Origin of the sequence: Bradyrhizobium sp. HKCCYLRH2060, from assembly GCF_051168135.1 — a bacterium.
Taxonomy (GTDB): Bacteria; Pseudomonadota; Alphaproteobacteria; order Rhizobiales; family Xanthobacteraceae; genus Bradyrhizobium.
The window spans coordinates 1-13,976 of sequence record NZ_JBNPUK010000007.1 but is presented as its reverse complement, the minus strand read 5'-3'; the positions used below and the strand labels follow the sequence as shown (position 1 = coordinate 13,976).

The window sequence follows — 13,976 nt, the reverse complement described above, 5'->3', positions numbered from 1 at the left end:
TGCCGGCTGAGGCGAGCATCTGCCCGGCGCGGCCGGCGCGATCACGTCCATTGCAGCCTGTCGTTGATCCGGGCCGTCTCCATGTGGTCCTGCAGGACCTTGAGACGGATCAGATCGGACGAGCGAAACTCGGCATCCTTGAACTGCATCCTCTTGAGACCATCGACAAGGTTCTGGATCGACTGGTCCAGGGTGACCTGCGGCTGATGATCGGGGGCCAGCGAGCGGTACAGGCCGAAATCGACCTTGTAGGAGCGGCTGTCCACCGGCGCGGAGGTGTTGATCGACACGCTGGTCCCCGGCACGCGCGCGGCCACCGCGTTGGCGAGATCCTTGACCTGGTAGTTGCGGTCGTCCGAGCCGGCATTGATGGTGAGGAAGCGGCCGCCCGTCGCCGCCGGCCGGTCGATCGCCCAGTCGATCGCCCGCGCCATGTCGGCCACGTCGATCAGGGGGCGCCACGGCGTGCCGTCGGAGAGCACGCTGATCTGGCGGCGGGTGAGCGCGCAGGCCACGAAATCGTTGAGGACGAGGTCGAGCCGCAGCCGATCCGACATGCCGCAGGCGGTCGCAAAGCGCAGACAGGTGATGGTCATGCCGGTGTCGATCGCGGCGAGCTCCTGCTCCGATCCGATCTTCGACTTGGCGTAGGCCGTGATGGGATTGAGCGGATCGCCCTCCTTGCGCGGCGGTCCGTCGGCGATGCCGTAGACGCTGCAGCTCGACGCGAACACGAAATTCTTCACACCGGCCGCCGCAGCTTTCCTGGCAAGCGACACGGTGGTGTTCTGGTTGATGTCGAGCGTCACGTCCTGGAAGCGATTGCCCATCGGATCGTTGGAGATCGCCGCCAGCTGGACCACGGCATCATAGCCGCGGAGGTCGAGCGACATGTCGCGAACGTCGCCATGGATCTGCTCGTCGAGATATCGCTCGGGAACGACGGGCGCTCCGGTCAGGCAGTGCGCGAAATAGGCGTTGTCGAAGCCGTGCAGCGTCGCATCCGGGCGCTGCGCCCGCAGATGCCGCGCGACGACCGGACCCACATAGCCCATGTTTCCGGTGATCAGGACCTTCAAAATCTCACCCTCTACGATACCGACCAAAACAAAATTTAAATCACCTGCAATCGATTATAATTTAATATTCCAGCCGGCGTCCAGTGAATCCGTCGGCAGCGGCGGTGCCGCCCGCCTTCTCCGGCGGGATACGCAAAACTCGGTAAAAATCCTTTCTCCGCCATCTCGATCCGCCTGTTACCGTGCCCCATCCGGACGGCGCCGATCGATGCGGCATCAGGCAACCTCTCCCATTTAATTTATTCCACCAAATTAAATAATGCCACAATAGGAACAAATGTTGACCGCAAATCTCGGCAGCTTTAATTCGATCCATGGAAATGAGGACGTCCCGCGTGCGGGAACGCCCCGGCCTGACGACGCATTGATTGAAGCATTGAAAGACAGAGCATGACACTATCCGCCGGCGACTGGGTCGAAGTGCGCAGCAAGGAAGAGATCCTGGCGACGCTCGATGCCAACGGGCGCCTCGAAGGGTTGCCGTTCATGCCGCAGATGTTCAAATGGTGCGGCCAGCGCTTCCAGGTCTACAAGCGCGCCCACAAGACCTGCGACACGGTCACCGGATACAACACCGGCGAGTGGCTCGGACGGCGCCTCCCCAACGCCGTGCATCTCGAGCATCGCTGCGACGGCGAGGCCTATGGCGGCTGCCAGGCGGCCTGCCTGATCTTCTGGAAAGAGGCGTGGCTGACCCCGGTCGATCCGGCCAAGCCCGCCGCGGCCATCCCGGACCGCGCCGCTGCGCTTCAACCGCCCGGCGGATGCACGGTGCGCGCGGTGTGGGATGCGACCAAGTCGCCGGACCAGCAGCCGGGAAAAGGCCCCCGCTATGCCTGCCAGGCGACCGAGCTCCCGACCTACACCCAGCCGCTCAAATGGTGGGACGCCCGGCAGTACGCCGAGGACATCGCGTCCGGCAATGTCTCGCTCGCGAAGATGTTCAAGGGCCTCCTCTACTTCGCCTATGTCGGCGCCACCATGGCCCGCCGCCCGCGGCTCGGCCGGCCCGCGCGCTGGATCTACGACCGCATCCAGTCGCTGTGGGGCGGCGTACCGTTCCCGCGCAAGCGCGGCGTCCTCCTGACCGACAAGGACGCGCCGATCGCCGATCTCGGGCTGCAGCCCGGCGATCTCGTCCGCGTGCGCCCGCACCAGGAGATCCTGGCCACCATCGACAAGCAGACCAACAACCGCGGCATGGGCTTCGACGCCGAGATGGTGCCCTATTGCGGAAAGGTGTTCCGGGTACGGACGCGGGTCGAAAAGTTCATCGACGAGCGCACCGGCTACATCCGGCGGATGAAGACACCGGCCGTCATCCTCGACGGCGTCTATTGCCAGTCGCGCTACAGCGAGAACCGGTTGTTCTGCCCGCGCGGCATCTATGCATGGTGGCGCGAGGTCTGGCTGGAGAAGGTGCCGGCCACCGCGATCGAGCGTCCGCCGGCAGAGGAGATCGTCGAACTTCCGCGGCGGGCGGCCGGCTGACGGCAGGCCGCCGCCGGGCAAAGCGGCCGGGCGCCGCTCATCGCCTCGCCCATAGGGCATGGATAGACCGTGTGCGAGGGCCTCGCGGCGAGGCGGCTTCAGCCGCCGTTCACCCCAGTGACAGCTTGCGCGCGACGAAGGCCTCGGCGTAGCGCTCGGCGGCGCGGCATTCCATGCCCCGCAACCGCGCCAGGCCCATGAACGTTTCCGGATCGAACCATTGCTTGGAGCGCTGGCTGCCGAAATGCGTCATCAGCAGCGCGACCTTCCGCTTCATGATCCGCTCGGAGAGGGGCATGTAGACGTTGGGCCGTCCGAGATCGCCGTCCCATTTCGGAATCTCGTATTCCAGGACGAGATGATCGCGGAATGTGTTCCAGACCAGGCGGTTGACCTGCCGATGGTCCTGATGGGCGTCGTCGCGGCGGTGCGCGAGAATGACGTCCGGATTGATCCGGCCCTTGAGCTGCTCGAACCAGGCCTTGATCTCCTCGCCCTGCTCGGGGAAGAAGCCGTCGCGGAACTGCATGATCTCGAGATTGCGGCTGGCGACCTCGGCGAGGAAATCATCGGCCGACGCCCGCGCCTCGACGCCGCGCTCGCCATTGCCGCTGAGCACGCACCAATGAACATCCAGGCGGATGCCCTGGTCGAGCCACGACAGCAGCGTGCCTCCGGCCCCGATCTCGATGTCGTCGGAATGCGCGCCGAGACACAGGACCGACAGCCGGTCGCCGCGACCGGCGAGCTGCAACGCCCTCATCCGTTCACCACCGCCGGAAGACTGGAGCCGAGATGCCAGGGCGTGTCGCCGCGCTCGATCATCTCCTCGAGCACCTGGCGGTCGCGGAGCGTGTCCATGGCCCGCCAGAACCCTTCGTAGCGGTAGGCCATCAACTCGCCGCGGTCGATCAGCCGCTTGAACGGCTGCACGACGAGCTCGTCCCCTTCCTCGATGTAGTCGAATATCTCCTTGCGGAAGATGAAGTAGCCGCCGTTGATCCAGATATCGGAATCGTTGCTCGCGGCCATGCGGCCCACGGTGCCGTCGGCGTCGAATTCGGCGAGGTGAAAGCTGATCGGCGGATGGATGGCGATGAAGCAGCCGATCTTGCCGCTGCGCTTGAAGCGATCGATCATCTCCGGCAGCGGCGCGTCCGTCAGGCCGTCGCTGTAGTTGGCGAGAAAGATCTCCTCGCCCTCGACCAGGTGCCGGACGGCCCGCAGTCGCTGGCCGATGTTGCGCCAGATGCCGGTGTCGACCAGCGACACCCGCCAGTCCGGCGGGCGGTCGCCCAATAGCTCGACCTTCTTGCCGAACTGCGAGATCGTGCAGTCGGTGGTCGCCGCCTGATTGTAGTTCAGGAAATAGTCCTTCACCACATTGGCCTTGTAGCCCAGGCACAGAACGAAATCCCGGTGCCCGTACTGGCTGTAATACTGCATGACGTGCCAGAGGATCGGCTGGTGGCCGATCGGAATCATCGGCTTCGGAATGCTCTCGGAATATTCCCGGATCCGCGTCCCGAGTCCTCCACAGAACAATACGACCTTCATGGCGCGACGTCCTTCGGGTTCTCAATCTCTGAAATGAGCAGCACTATCTTCAACCTCGCCGGCGGGCCTCGACGACAGCTCGCCGTGCCCTCGTGTCGCCCTTCCGTCCGCGCAGGGAAAAACTCCCTCCGCATCCGGTCGGCTACGGACGCCACCCGCGTCACGGGCACCCGGCACCGGATTAATAATCCAATTATATCTCTTTTTAAATGCCATTCTTGGCGGCAAGCATCGAAATATCCGTCGCCTCAAACATTAATTTGACTACCTTAATTTTCCGGAGCCGCTTCCGTAGCGGGCACGGGCGGTATCTTTCGGCGCCTAAGCGCCACCGTCAGGCGTCACGCTGCCCGCGACGCAGGTATCGGGGGATAATCCGACCGCGCGAATAAATTCCAATGGCAATTTTTCATTGTTTAAATTAAATGCCAAAACATATAATAAATGGCTAATCGCTATTTAACCGAGTTTCGAACACCGACATCCCATGCATTACGTGGATCAGCCCGAGACTCTCGATCGAAACGGCATGCCGGCCGTCCTGGTGGAACGGCAGTTCCAGGGGCGCAAATGGCCCGTCCACTACGACTCGGTGGAGCCGTTCGCGATCGTGGCGGACATTGCGACGATCACCATGTCGAGCGTCCTGTCCGGGTTTCTGTATCACCTGCAGGATGCGGCGGGCGCCAACGACGTCAGCAAATCGCTCGGCCTGGCGATCCTCGTGTCGGCGCTGTTCGTCTCGCTGATGAAGATCCGCGGGATGTACCGGCCGGCCGAGCTGCTGATCCTGCCGCGCCAGATCCGCGCGGCCTGCCTGACCTGGGTCACGGCGTTCCTCGTGCTGGCCGGCGCCCTGTTTGCGCTCAAGATCGGCAGCGAATTCTCGCGCGGCACGAGCATCGTCTTCGCGATGTTCGGGCTCGCGGCGCTGATCCTGCATCGCCGCACCACCGCATATCTGCTGGCAAAGGGCTTGGCGGAGAGACGGTTCTCGGGCCGAAACATCGTTCTGATCACCGATGAAGCAAGCAAGGACAACGCCGGGCTGACCCAGGTGCTCACCGACACCGGCTTTCGCGTCCAGCGGCATTTCCTGCTTCCCGAGCCCGGTGCGGATCCGGATCAGCGGCAGCGGATCGTGTCCAGCGTGATCGACTATGTGCGCGGCTCCGACATCGAAGAGATCGTCGTCGGCGCCAATCCCGAACCCTTGTCCGACCTGCGCACGCTCGGCGCCGAACTGAGAGTCCTGCCGTTTCCAGTGAGCTTCGTGCCGGTCGGAGCGGCGTCGGACATCTTCAAGCGGCCCTGCCGCGAGCTCGGCAATGCCGTCTCCATCGAGCTGCAGCGCGGCCTGCTGAGCCCGCTCGAACACGCCACCAAGCGGCTCATGGATGTCATGCTGGCCGGCATCGCGCTGGCCTTGATGTCGCCGCTGCTGCTGCTGGTGGCGATCGCCATCAAGCTCGACTCGGCCGGACCGGTGCTGTTCCGGCAGCAGCGTTGCGGATTCAACGGCCGGGCGTTCCAGATCTACAAGTTTCGCACGATGTCCGTGCTCGAGGACGGGCCCTCCATCGTCCAGGCCCAGATCGGCGACAGCCGGTTCACCCGGCTCGGGACCTGGCTGCGCCGGACCAGCATTGATGAGCTGCCGCAGCTGCTCAACGTTCTGGACGGCAGCATGTCGCTGGTCGGCCCCCGCCCCCACGCCTTGGCGCACGACAACGAATTCGACAAGCTCGTGCGCAACTACGCATTCCGTCGCCGCGTCAAGCCCGGACTGACCGGCTGGGCGCAGGTGCATGGCTGCCGCGGCCCGACGCCCACGCGTGCGTCGATCGAACAGCGCGTCGAATTCGATCTCTGGTACATCGACAATTGGAGCCTGTCGCTCGACGTCGCGATCCTGCTGAGGACGCCGATCGAGCTGATCCGCGGCAACAATGCCTATTAGCGCATATTCGCAAGGGATGATGATCGCAAGCCTACCGGCGGAGCCGTGCGGGCGGATCGGACCGATCTCAGGCTCGAGACTGCGGATCGCGACGCGGGGGCGTCAGACCGCTCACATGTCGTTCGCTGATGTTGAGGGAGCGAATCAGGTGCAGAACCGACGCTGCGCGTCGCTCGGGCTATCGACGGGCTTGACTCAGTCGGCCCCGATTAGGCCCGCTGACGGCGACTTTTCGAACCGCCTGCCCCATTGATCGCAAACTCCTCGATCCGATGCCCGGTCTTGATCGCCGCCACCAGCCAACGCGGCTGCTTGCCTCGGCCGGACCAGGTCTCGGAAGTCTGCGGGTTGCGATACTTCGGCAGAACCCGGGGATATTTGCGCCGCGCCTTGCCGCTGGTGGTGTAGGACTGCCCACCCTCACTGCCGGCACCTTCGATGGCACCGCGGCTGCGGTTGAGAACCGCCAGACGACGTTCGAGCTCGCGCTTCTCCGACGTGATCCTCACGGCGAGGATCTGACTGATCTGCTCGTGGAGAGACCAGAGGTCATCGAAAGACATCGCCTCGAAATCGATCTTCTTGGTGGACATACAGCGACCTTTGTCTGTGATCTCTATCCTGCCGGATTAACGTCATATAATTCGGTATTTCGTTCCGCAAGTGGCTCGCGGTCGGAAAAACTGAATATTTGAGTTATACCAACCCGGCCAAGCCATATGGTTGTAACTCAAATAAAACTCAACCCGCAACCCCATTTCCGAAACGATGTCGCGCCGCCTTCGAGATTGCGGCAGCATTCGTTTGCACGCCGGAAGAAGCCACCGAATCAACACGATCTGCAACGGATTCGTCGCATACTACGGCAAGACCGCGTCAAAGTGACGTAGTTTCGATGATCGAACTTGCGCGTATTTGATAGCTGACATTCTCACCACGACATGGTTTTCAAAGCTGCCGCGACGGACTTACAACCTTTTCGAGCGAGCACCCTGAAGACCCGGATCGAGATATTTTTGCATGCGCACAAAATGCCGCCACCGGGTTTAATTGAGCACGCCACCGTGAATATGCCGCAAAGCAGCCGACATCGTTCCGGCGAATCAAACGCCTTCCCTAAATATTGGATCCTTCAGGTGCGCTCACGCAGATCAGACTTGCGCACGTCGCGCCGACAGCGGGGCGCGCGGCGTCAGACAGGCACACACCGGCAGCGGAACTAACTGCCGCTGCGATCGGCCGTGAGGTTGAGGACGGCTGCGGACACCCGGCGGCCGATCCCGAAAACCCGTTGTCCAAAGTCATCGTCCGTGGAGGCGACATCAGCGGCCTGTGCGCCAGGTGAAGCGGCCGCATCGCATGGCTCGCCGCGATATGGTTTCGGGCCCGTCTTGGAGCGCCGTCCTTGCCCGACACGACGGCTGAAGGACGTCCAGATGACGTCCGGCCGTCGAGCGGCCGCCGACAGCAGCACGGGGCGACCTGACGCGTCATCAGGGTCAATGCCGAGCGGCTGTCGCCTCGCGCCGGCAAGCGGCGCGGCCATGACGGCCGGCCGCCGCAGCGATCAAATTCCGATGCGATTATTTCTGCTGCCTGGTTCGACCCGGCACCGCCGGCCGGGGCGGAATCACGTGCGCCGTCCCGCGGCCGTGCCGCGTGGCCATCGGGCGACGCCTGGGTGCCGCGGACTTCTTCGCGCGTTTGCCGAGGCTGGTGCTGATGGATTGGATCTCATCGAGCAGGACATCACAAAGCTCGATCTGCGACCGCAGCACGGATTGCTGCGAACGGCCCGACCTTGGCCGGCCGAAACGTAATTTGGCAAGGCGTATTTTATTCAGCGATTTCAGGACGGCATTCAAAGCGCGACCGCCGCCATCCATCTCAATATCCTCAATCAACGCGGCACCAAGCTCGTCACACAAGGACGGACCCCACTCGTTGGCGAGTTTTGAGGGCATCTTCCCCGAATGCCGAACCGTCATCGCGATGATGCACGGATTCGATTTTCGGCATTAAATTAACCACTCGCGACAAGTTAATTTACCATCTGACAGCAAGACATTAAATACTTCTGGCACTCGCTACGGTTTGCCGTAAAATGCTACCGCGTTGCCAGAAAGACCTTTTTAAGCACCTTTCGTCCGGTACAATTGAAGCTTTAGTTTGTTCAGTCTACCCTTTTATGTCTCCGACCGTGCAGAATCGTCTCTACACAATTAATTTAATTCTAGATTACGTAAGAATACGGTGTGGAACTTGCCCATTTAATCGTCTGAGCGACGATCGACGTTGCCGAACGCGGCCGAACCGGCCGAGCACGGCCCTCATCAGTCCTCGCCGCCAAGCTTGACCATGACTCGGCCGAGCGGAGCGTCCAGCTCCTTCGGAGACGACGAGGAAGGGGTCGGGTTACCACACCATGGGCCGCTCCGGCGCCCCGCACACCACCGCGCGGCGGTACAGCACGCCCTGGGGCGTCTCGACGGCGACACGCCGAATGCACCCGGGATGAATCGCAAGATTATAATGAAACGGAGTGGCCTCGAATGTCCCGTGCAGCCGGCAGAGTCTGCTGAGATCCGGCCCGCACTCCGTCAGCGGATAGAGGCCGCGCGCCGACGCGGGATCGGATAGGCCCGTGAAGGCGATCGCGAAAGCGGCTGCGGCGATCCTGATCACGTTCGACAATTGCGTGCTCCGTTGCAAAAAGAGCCTCAAGGGCTGGCGCAGCAGCATAGACTTGATCGGCGGCCTTGGACAACCGGCCGCCGCTTACAGTCCCGACGCCCGCACGGCCTTCGAATCTCGCCAGCTACAGCCGCCTTGGCGGCGCCGGTCCCGCCTCCCTCGGCTGTCCGGCTGCCTCGGCTCACCGACGCGCTGCGCGGGCTGCGATGTCGTCGCCCCCTGCGCGAGCAAGCGACTCGGGCTAACCGTTGCGCAACGGCTTTGTGCTTAAAATTGTTCGGACCCTGTTAGGTCGAATGGATCATCCCTTCACCGTGGGACCTCCGGCGGCGCCGACAGCTTGGGGCGGTAATATGGTGATGTCAGACTGTGACCTAATTGGCACGGCCGGGCAAAAGCGGACCAATCCGAACGGCCGTACGCTTTCGTCCAGTATGGCCGCCGGGTAGGTTGAAACACGTGGGACGTTCTCCCTTCTTGGTGGAGGGAGCAGCGTGGGGAAATGTATTTTTGCTGTATTCGGGGACGCGTTTGAAGGCCTTGATCAATCCGCCCGGGCCGACCGGCGGCGGGGGGTCTCCTGTGCGCAGCAGTACAGTGGACCCGCGCAGCTTTCATGGCCTTTGCCGCCGCTCGCGCGCGCTCCTCACCCTGGCGATCTTGGCGCTTCTGCCCGCCTGTTCCTTGCTCCCCGGGACAGGACCGACCAGCGACGCCGTGAACGACAATGCCACGGCCAGCGTGCGGTCGAACACGGCGCTTCCCTATGCGCTGGTCGACGTCAGCTCCGAAACGATCGGCTTCCTGTCGCAGCCCAATCTGATCACGTTCCAGGGCGTATTCCCGGACAAGCGGCCGAAGCCGGTGCAGGTCGCGGGCGTTGGTGACGTGCTGAACGTTTCCATTTTCGAAGCCGCCCCAGGCGGGCTGTTCACGCCGCCCACGGCCGCCGGCGCCCGCCCGGGCAACTTCGTGGATCTGCCGGCGCAGGCGGTGGACCAGCAAGGCAATATCCGCGTTCCCTATGCGGGCGAGATCACCGCCGCCGGCCGGACGCTGCCGCAGATCGAGCAGGAGATCGTCTTCCGGCTGCAGAAGCGCGCGCTCGAGCCGCAGGTCGTGGTCAGCCTGAACCAGCAGCATTCCAGCGTGGTCAGCGTGCTCGGCGACGTCAATACGCCGGGCGTGCTTGCCCTCAACAGCGTGGGCGAACGCCTGCTGGCCGTGATCGCACGTGCGGGCGGCCCGAAGCACGAGGCCATCGAAAGCTATGTGACCCTGCAGCGGGACGGCAAGCGCGTGCGCGTGCTGCTCAGCCGCGTCGTGCAGGATCCGCGCGAGAACATCTTCATCCGTCCGAACGACGTCGTCTACATCACGCGGGAATCCCCGACTTTCACGGCCCTCGGCGCCCTCAATCAGAACGTCTTCGGCTTCAATTCCGAGATTTCGTTCGATACCGAGACCCTCACGCTGGCCCAGGCGATCGGCAAGGCGGGCGGACTGAACGATCAGCAATCTGATCCGGCCGAGGTCTTCCTGTATCGCTACGAGGAGCGCCCGCTGCTGCAGAAGCTCGGCGTCGATACCAGCCGCTTCATCTACGACCGCATCCCGACGATCTATCACATCAACCTGCGCGATCCCTCCGGCATGCTGCTGGCTTCGGGCTTCCAGATGCGCAGCAAGGACGTGATGTACGTCGCCAATGCCAAGGTCGTCGACTACTACAAGCTTCTGACCCTGATCAACACCACGGCGACGACGACGTCCAACACGGCGACTTCGGTGATCAACGTCAACACGGCGACCAAGACCCGGTGGTGAAGCGCAACGGCGGGCCGGTAGCGGCCTGAAGGGGCGCCGGAGCGTCGGGGGCGGCGGACCGGAGTCCGCCCCGCGCGATGTCGTGGCATCGGACGGCCGTCGTGTGACAAGCCGTTACAATCCAGCCAATCACCGCGACCAAACGACACCGGCGGTGCATCAAGCCGCGACATCGAACGCGCAGTATCCCTCTGCAGGCGACGCGATCGCCCGCGCGAACGAATTGGGAGACTGACGTGAAGACATCCATCGCGACATTTCTGCTCGTGGCAGTGCTTTCGGCGGCAGCAGCGGTCGACGCGAATGCCTGGACCCGCAGCGGCTCGGTCACCGGACCGCGCGGCACCACCTCATTTGGCGGCTCCGGCAGCTGCTCCGGCGGCGCCTGCGCCTGGCAGGGTGGCGGCACAGGTCCCGCCGGCCGCAGCTGGTCGCGCTCCGGCTCCGCGAGCTGCAGCGACGGCAGCTGCACCCGGCAGGGCCAGGGCACGGGACCGCGCGGCAATTCCTACAGCTACAGCCGCACCGTCACGCGCTGAGCGGACGCCGCGGCGCCGCTGGCCGCGGCCCTCCGGAAGCATTGACATCGCCGGTCCGCCTGCTGTTCCGGAGCGGGCCGGCGCGCCGTCTCCATCCGATGACGCCGGACACGCGCCATGCCCATCCTCTCTTCCCTGCCCCCGTCGACGCGCATGATCGTGCTGCTGACGGCGATCGGCTTCATGACGCTGGAATATGGGCTCAGCCGGCTCGCCGGCCGCGAGACTCACGACCTGCGTGAGACCGCAGCCTCGTTCGCCGTCGCGGTCGGACAGCACCTGATCCGCGCAATGGTCGCGCTCGTCGCGGCCGTTCCCTTCATCATCGCCTATCGCCACAGGATCTTCGATTTCGATCCGAGCCGGCCGCTGGCCCTGCTCGCATTGTTTCTCGCCAGCGAGTTCGTCTATTACTGGCACCATCGCGCCTCGCATCGGGTTCGCTGGCTGTGGGCCACGCATGCCGTGCATCACTCTTCCACGCGTCTGAACCTGACCGCAGCGATTCGTCTCGGCTGGACGAGCGAGATCTCCGGTCATTTCCTGTTCTATCTGCCGCTGGCGCTGCTCGGCTTCCATCCGCTCGCCATCATCACCATGCTCGGCGTCAATCTGCTCTACCAGTTCTTCATCCATACCGAGCTCGCGCCGCATCTCGGTCCGCTCGAATCTGTGCTGAACACGCCGCGGCATCACCGCGTCCACCACGCGGCCAACGCGTCCTGTCTCGATCGCAACTATGGCGGCGTGCTCATCATTTTCGACCGGCTGTTCGGCAGTTTCGCCGAGGCCCCGGCCGGCGAGACGCTGCGCTATGGCCTCGTCGGCGTTGAACCGAGCTTCAATCCGTTGCGGATCGCATTTGGCGAATGGATTGCGATCGCCCGCGACCTTACGGCGGCGCGGAACTGGGCCACGCGGCTGCGCGTGCTGACCGCGGCCCCCGGAGACAAGCGCCACCGCCGGGAGTCACCCGACAGCCGAGAAGGATGCTCATGACGTCACATCTCCGATCGTCCATGGCCGCCATGGCGGCCGTTCTGCTCGTCTCGACCACGGCCGTCGCCGCGGAGCGCGGCATCACCATCGACACAAGCGACGGTCCGCGCCATGCGCTGGTGATGACCGCGGGCAGGACGCCGCAGCCGACCGTGATCGTGCTCCATGGCGCGCTCGGCAGCGGCGCCGGCACCGCCCGCACGACGGGCTTTGCCGAAGCTGCGGCGGCCCATGGCTTCGCCGCGGTCTTTCCCGATGGCATCAACCGGCAATGGAATGACGGCCGCGACGGCCGCTCCGGCGGTCCCGATGATATCGGTTTCATCCGCGCCCTGGTGCGGCAGCTCGTCGCTGACGGCACAGCCGATTCCCGGCGCATCTATCTCGCCGGCATTTCGAATGGCGGCATGATGAGCTTCACCCTGGCCTGCAAGGCGCCGGAGCTGTTTGCCGGCATCGGCACGGTGATCGCCAACATGCCTGAAGGCATCGAGCCCTGCGCCGCGCGGCCGCTGCCGGTGGTGATGATCAACGGCACGGCTGATCCGATGGTGCCCTATCGCGGCGGCGAGGTCGGGCTGCGCGGCGGGCGCGGCCGGGTGTGGAGCGCTGACAGGACGGCGGAGTTCTTTGCGCGGCGCGACGGTTGCGGCGCGCGCCAGGCCGTCGCGCTGCCGCATCGGGATCTCGCCAGCGACACCTCCGTCACGCAACTCAGCTGGCGCGATTGCCAGGTGATCGGCGGCGTGTCGCTGTATCGCGTCGAAGGTGGCGGACATGCCCTGCCCGGCCGCCGCCCGCTGGCGCCGCGCCTGCTCGGCCCGAGCAATTTCGACATCGATGCCGCCGAGGTCATTCTCCGCGCGTTCGATCTCGCGCGCACGCTGTAATCCGGCAAGTCCGCCCAGGCTCCGAGCGTGACGAGACGGAGCGGTCACCCGTGGGCACGCGAGCTCAGGCGGCGATCGTCGGCGTGGTGTTCGGCTCACGCGCCAGCTCTGCCTCGCCGTGCGAAGGAAGATTCTCACTGCGGATGCCGAGCGGCGATCCGATCCACAACGCATGCGCGGTGTGATCGGCCAACGGCTCGGTCGTGTTCGGATGCACGAGCACGCTGAGGCGACCATGATTGAGCATCAGCCATGGCACCAGCACTGGAAACACGTCGACCGCGAAGGCGACTTGATACATCGGCCGCTCGTGAGGCCCGACCAGCGCGTCATGCCAACGCCCGAGCGTCACGAGGAAGCGGTCGGCCATCCACTGCCGTAGCTGTGCGGCTTCGGTTCGAGTGGCATCATCGAAATAGATGTGGGCATGAAAGCTCGCAATTGCGCTCAGGCGATGCGGCTGCGCCGCCGAGGTCGTTTCCATCCGCGCCTCTCGATCATTTCAATCGCGTTGGCCGCGCAGGCGAACCGATGCGGCATGGTCATCCTCGCATCGCTAGCCTGCCCTCGGCCGCGCCGCGAGTCGTCGCCGGCGGACGCTGGCCTCGAGATCTCGGCAGGGCTCGAGCTTCGACCCAGACAGTATGTCGCCGCGCGAACGACCGCACCGAGACAAACGACACCGAGACAAACGACAACGCCGCGCTGAGGTTTCAGCGCGGCGTTGTTGTTTTGGGGTGTGAAGAGGGGATGTCCTTTGCAGGCCTGGCAGCGACCTACTCTCCCAGGGCTTGAGCCATAGTACCATTGGCGCTGAGGAGTTTAACGGCCGAGTTCGGGATGGGATCGGGTTCAGGCTCCTCGCTAAGACCACCAGGCCGGCGAAGGACATCGAGGATAAGAAGCAAGCCGAAGATCTCTGTGAGATCTTCGAGAGGTC

The 13,976-nt window shown here is 64.0% G+C and carries 13 protein-coding genes and 1 rRNA gene; 6 read left to right on the top strand and 8 right to left on the bottom strand.

Annotated elements, in window-relative coordinates; genetic code table 11:
- Positions 1 to 41: 41 nt before the first annotated feature.
- Positions 42 to 1,079, bottom strand: a complete 1,038-nt coding sequence (locus ACQR10_RS15775) for an NAD-dependent epimerase/dehydratase family protein (RefSeq protein ID WP_315802907.1) — start codon at positions 1,077 to 1,079, stop codon at positions 42 to 44.
- A gap of 390 nt (positions 1,080 to 1,469) precedes the next feature.
- Between ACQR10_RS15775 and ACQR10_RS15770 the strand changes: the two genes are divergently transcribed.
- A complete protein-coding gene (locus tag ACQR10_RS15770) occupies positions 1,470 to 2,570 on the top strand; it encodes a hypothetical protein (protein WP_316180490.1) in 1,101 nt (366 codons plus the stop codon).
- Positions 2,571 to 2,679: 109 nt separating this feature from the next.
- Here the strand turns inward: ACQR10_RS15770 and ACQR10_RS15765 are convergent, their stop codons facing one another.
- Positions 2,680 to 3,333 (bottom strand): PIG-L deacetylase family protein, encoded by a 654-nt coding sequence (locus ACQR10_RS15765; protein ID WP_316237937.1) that lies wholly within the window; start codon positions 3,331 to 3,333, stop codon positions 2,680 to 2,682.
- A complete protein-coding gene (locus tag ACQR10_RS15760) occupies positions 3,330 to 4,127 on the bottom strand; it encodes a glucose-1-phosphate cytidylyltransferase (RefSeq protein ID WP_315802904.1) in 798 nt (265 codons plus the stop codon). Before ACQR10_RS15760 ends, ACQR10_RS15765 begins: the two co-directional genes overlap by 4 nt.
- 487 nt (positions 4,128 to 4,614) lie before the next feature.
- On the opposite strand from ACQR10_RS15760, the gene ACQR10_RS15755 reads away from it, so the two are divergent.
- On the top strand, positions 4,615 to 6,087 hold the full coding sequence (locus ACQR10_RS15755; protein ID WP_434863896.1) for an undecaprenyl-phosphate glucose phosphotransferase: 1,473 nt from the start codon (positions 4,615 to 4,617) through the stop codon (positions 6,085 to 6,087).
- Positions 6,088 to 6,296: 209 nt separating this feature from the next.
- Here the strand turns inward: ACQR10_RS15755 and ACQR10_RS15750 are convergent, their stop codons facing one another.
- The 3 genes from ACQR10_RS15750 to ACQR10_RS15740 all read right to left on the bottom strand — a co-directional run bounded on the left by ACQR10_RS15750 (position 6,297) and on the right by ACQR10_RS15740 (position 8,829).
- Positions 6,297 to 6,680 carry an H-NS family nucleoid-associated regulatory protein gene (locus tag ACQR10_RS15750; RefSeq protein ID WP_434863895.1) on the bottom strand — a complete coding sequence of 128 codons (384 nt, stop codon included), beginning with the start codon at positions 6,678 to 6,680 and terminating at the stop codon, positions 6,297 to 6,299.
- Between the two features lie 990 nt (positions 6,681 to 7,670).
- Positions 7,671 to 8,015, bottom strand: coding sequence for a hypothetical protein (locus tag ACQR10_RS15745; RefSeq protein ID WP_316180485.1), 345 nt, complete (start codon positions 8,013 to 8,015; stop codon positions 7,671 to 7,673).
- A gap of 487 nt (positions 8,016 to 8,502) precedes the next feature.
- Positions 8,503 to 8,829: a hypothetical protein gene (locus ACQR10_RS15740; RefSeq protein WP_316180484.1), complete on the bottom strand. Its 327-nt coding sequence runs from the start codon at positions 8,827 to 8,829 to the stop codon at positions 8,503 to 8,505.
- A 669-nt stretch (positions 8,830 to 9,498) separates the two neighbouring features.
- Between ACQR10_RS15740 and ACQR10_RS15735 the strand changes: the two genes are divergently transcribed.
- The 4 genes from ACQR10_RS15735 (at position 9,499) to ACQR10_RS15720 (ending at position 13,036) form a co-directional block, all read left to right on the top strand.
- Complete coding sequence (locus ACQR10_RS15735) at positions 9,499 to 10,608, top strand: polysaccharide biosynthesis/export family protein (protein WP_316237939.1); 1,110 nt, start codon at positions 9,499 to 9,501, stop codon at positions 10,606 to 10,608.
- Positions 10,609 to 10,844: 236 nt separating this feature from the next.
- Entirely contained in the window at positions 10,845 to 11,147 is a 303-nt protein-coding gene (locus ACQR10_RS15730; RefSeq protein WP_315717381.1) for a hypothetical protein, read from the top strand.
- 117 nt (positions 11,148 to 11,264) lie between these two features.
- Entirely contained in the window at positions 11,265 to 12,146 is an 882-nt protein-coding gene (locus ACQR10_RS15725; protein WP_434838902.1) for a sterol desaturase family protein, read from the top strand.
- On the top strand, positions 12,143 to 13,036 hold the full coding sequence (locus ACQR10_RS15720; RefSeq protein ID WP_315802898.1) for an alpha/beta hydrolase family esterase: 894 nt from the start codon (positions 12,143 to 12,145) through the stop codon (positions 13,034 to 13,036). The genes ACQR10_RS15725 and ACQR10_RS15720 overlap by 4 nt, the downstream gene beginning before the upstream one ends.
- A gap of 64 nt (positions 13,037 to 13,100) precedes the next feature.
- Here ACQR10_RS15720 and ACQR10_RS15715 read toward each other — a convergent pair whose 3' ends face one another.
- Both ACQR10_RS15715 and rrf read right to left on the bottom strand, forming a co-directional pair.
- Positions 13,101 to 13,520: a DOPA 4,5-dioxygenase family protein gene (locus ACQR10_RS15715; RefSeq protein ID WP_434838901.1), complete on the bottom strand. Its 420-nt coding sequence runs from the start codon at positions 13,518 to 13,520 to the stop codon at positions 13,101 to 13,103.
- 279 nt (positions 13,521 to 13,799) lie between these two features.
- A 5S ribosomal RNA gene (gene rrf / locus ACQR10_RS15710) occupies positions 13,800 to 13,914 on the bottom strand.
- Positions 13,915 to 13,976: the final 62 nt, after the last annotated feature.

Bases quoted from the DNA above. Each gene is read 5' to 3' on its own strand.
- ACQR10_RS15725 (WP_434838902.1), top strand. From the start codon at position 11,265: ATGCCCATCCTCTCTTCCCTGCCCCCGTCGACGCGCATGATCGTGCTG.
- ACQR10_RS15720 (WP_315802898.1), top strand. From the start codon at position 12,143: ATGACGTCACATCTCCGATCGTCCATGGCCGCCATGGCGGCCGTTCTG.
- ACQR10_RS15765 (WP_316237937.1), bottom strand. From the start codon at position 3,333: ATGAGGGCGTTGCAGCTCGCCGGTCGCGGCGACCGGCTGTCGGTCCTG.
- ACQR10_RS15740 (WP_316180484.1), bottom strand. From the start codon at position 8,829: ATGCTGCTGCGCCAGCCCTTGAGGCTCTTTTTGCAACGGAGCACGCAA.
- ACQR10_RS15760 (WP_315802904.1), bottom strand. From the start codon at position 4,127: ATGAAGGTCGTATTGTTCTGTGGAGGACTCGGGACGCGGATCCGGGAA.
- ACQR10_RS15755 (WP_434863896.1), top strand. From the start codon at position 4,615: ATGCATTACGTGGATCAGCCCGAGACTCTCGATCGAAACGGCATGCCG.
- ACQR10_RS15750 (WP_434863895.1), bottom strand. From the start codon at position 6,680: ATGTCCACCAAGAAGATCGATTTCGAGGCGATGTCTTTCGATGACCTC.
- ACQR10_RS15715 (WP_434838901.1), bottom strand. From the start codon at position 13,520: ATGGAAACGACCTCGGCGGCGCAGCCGCATCGCCTGAGCGCAATTGCG.
- ACQR10_RS15770 (WP_316180490.1), top strand. From the start codon at position 1,470: ATGACACTATCCGCCGGCGACTGGGTCGAAGTGCGCAGCAAGGAAGAG.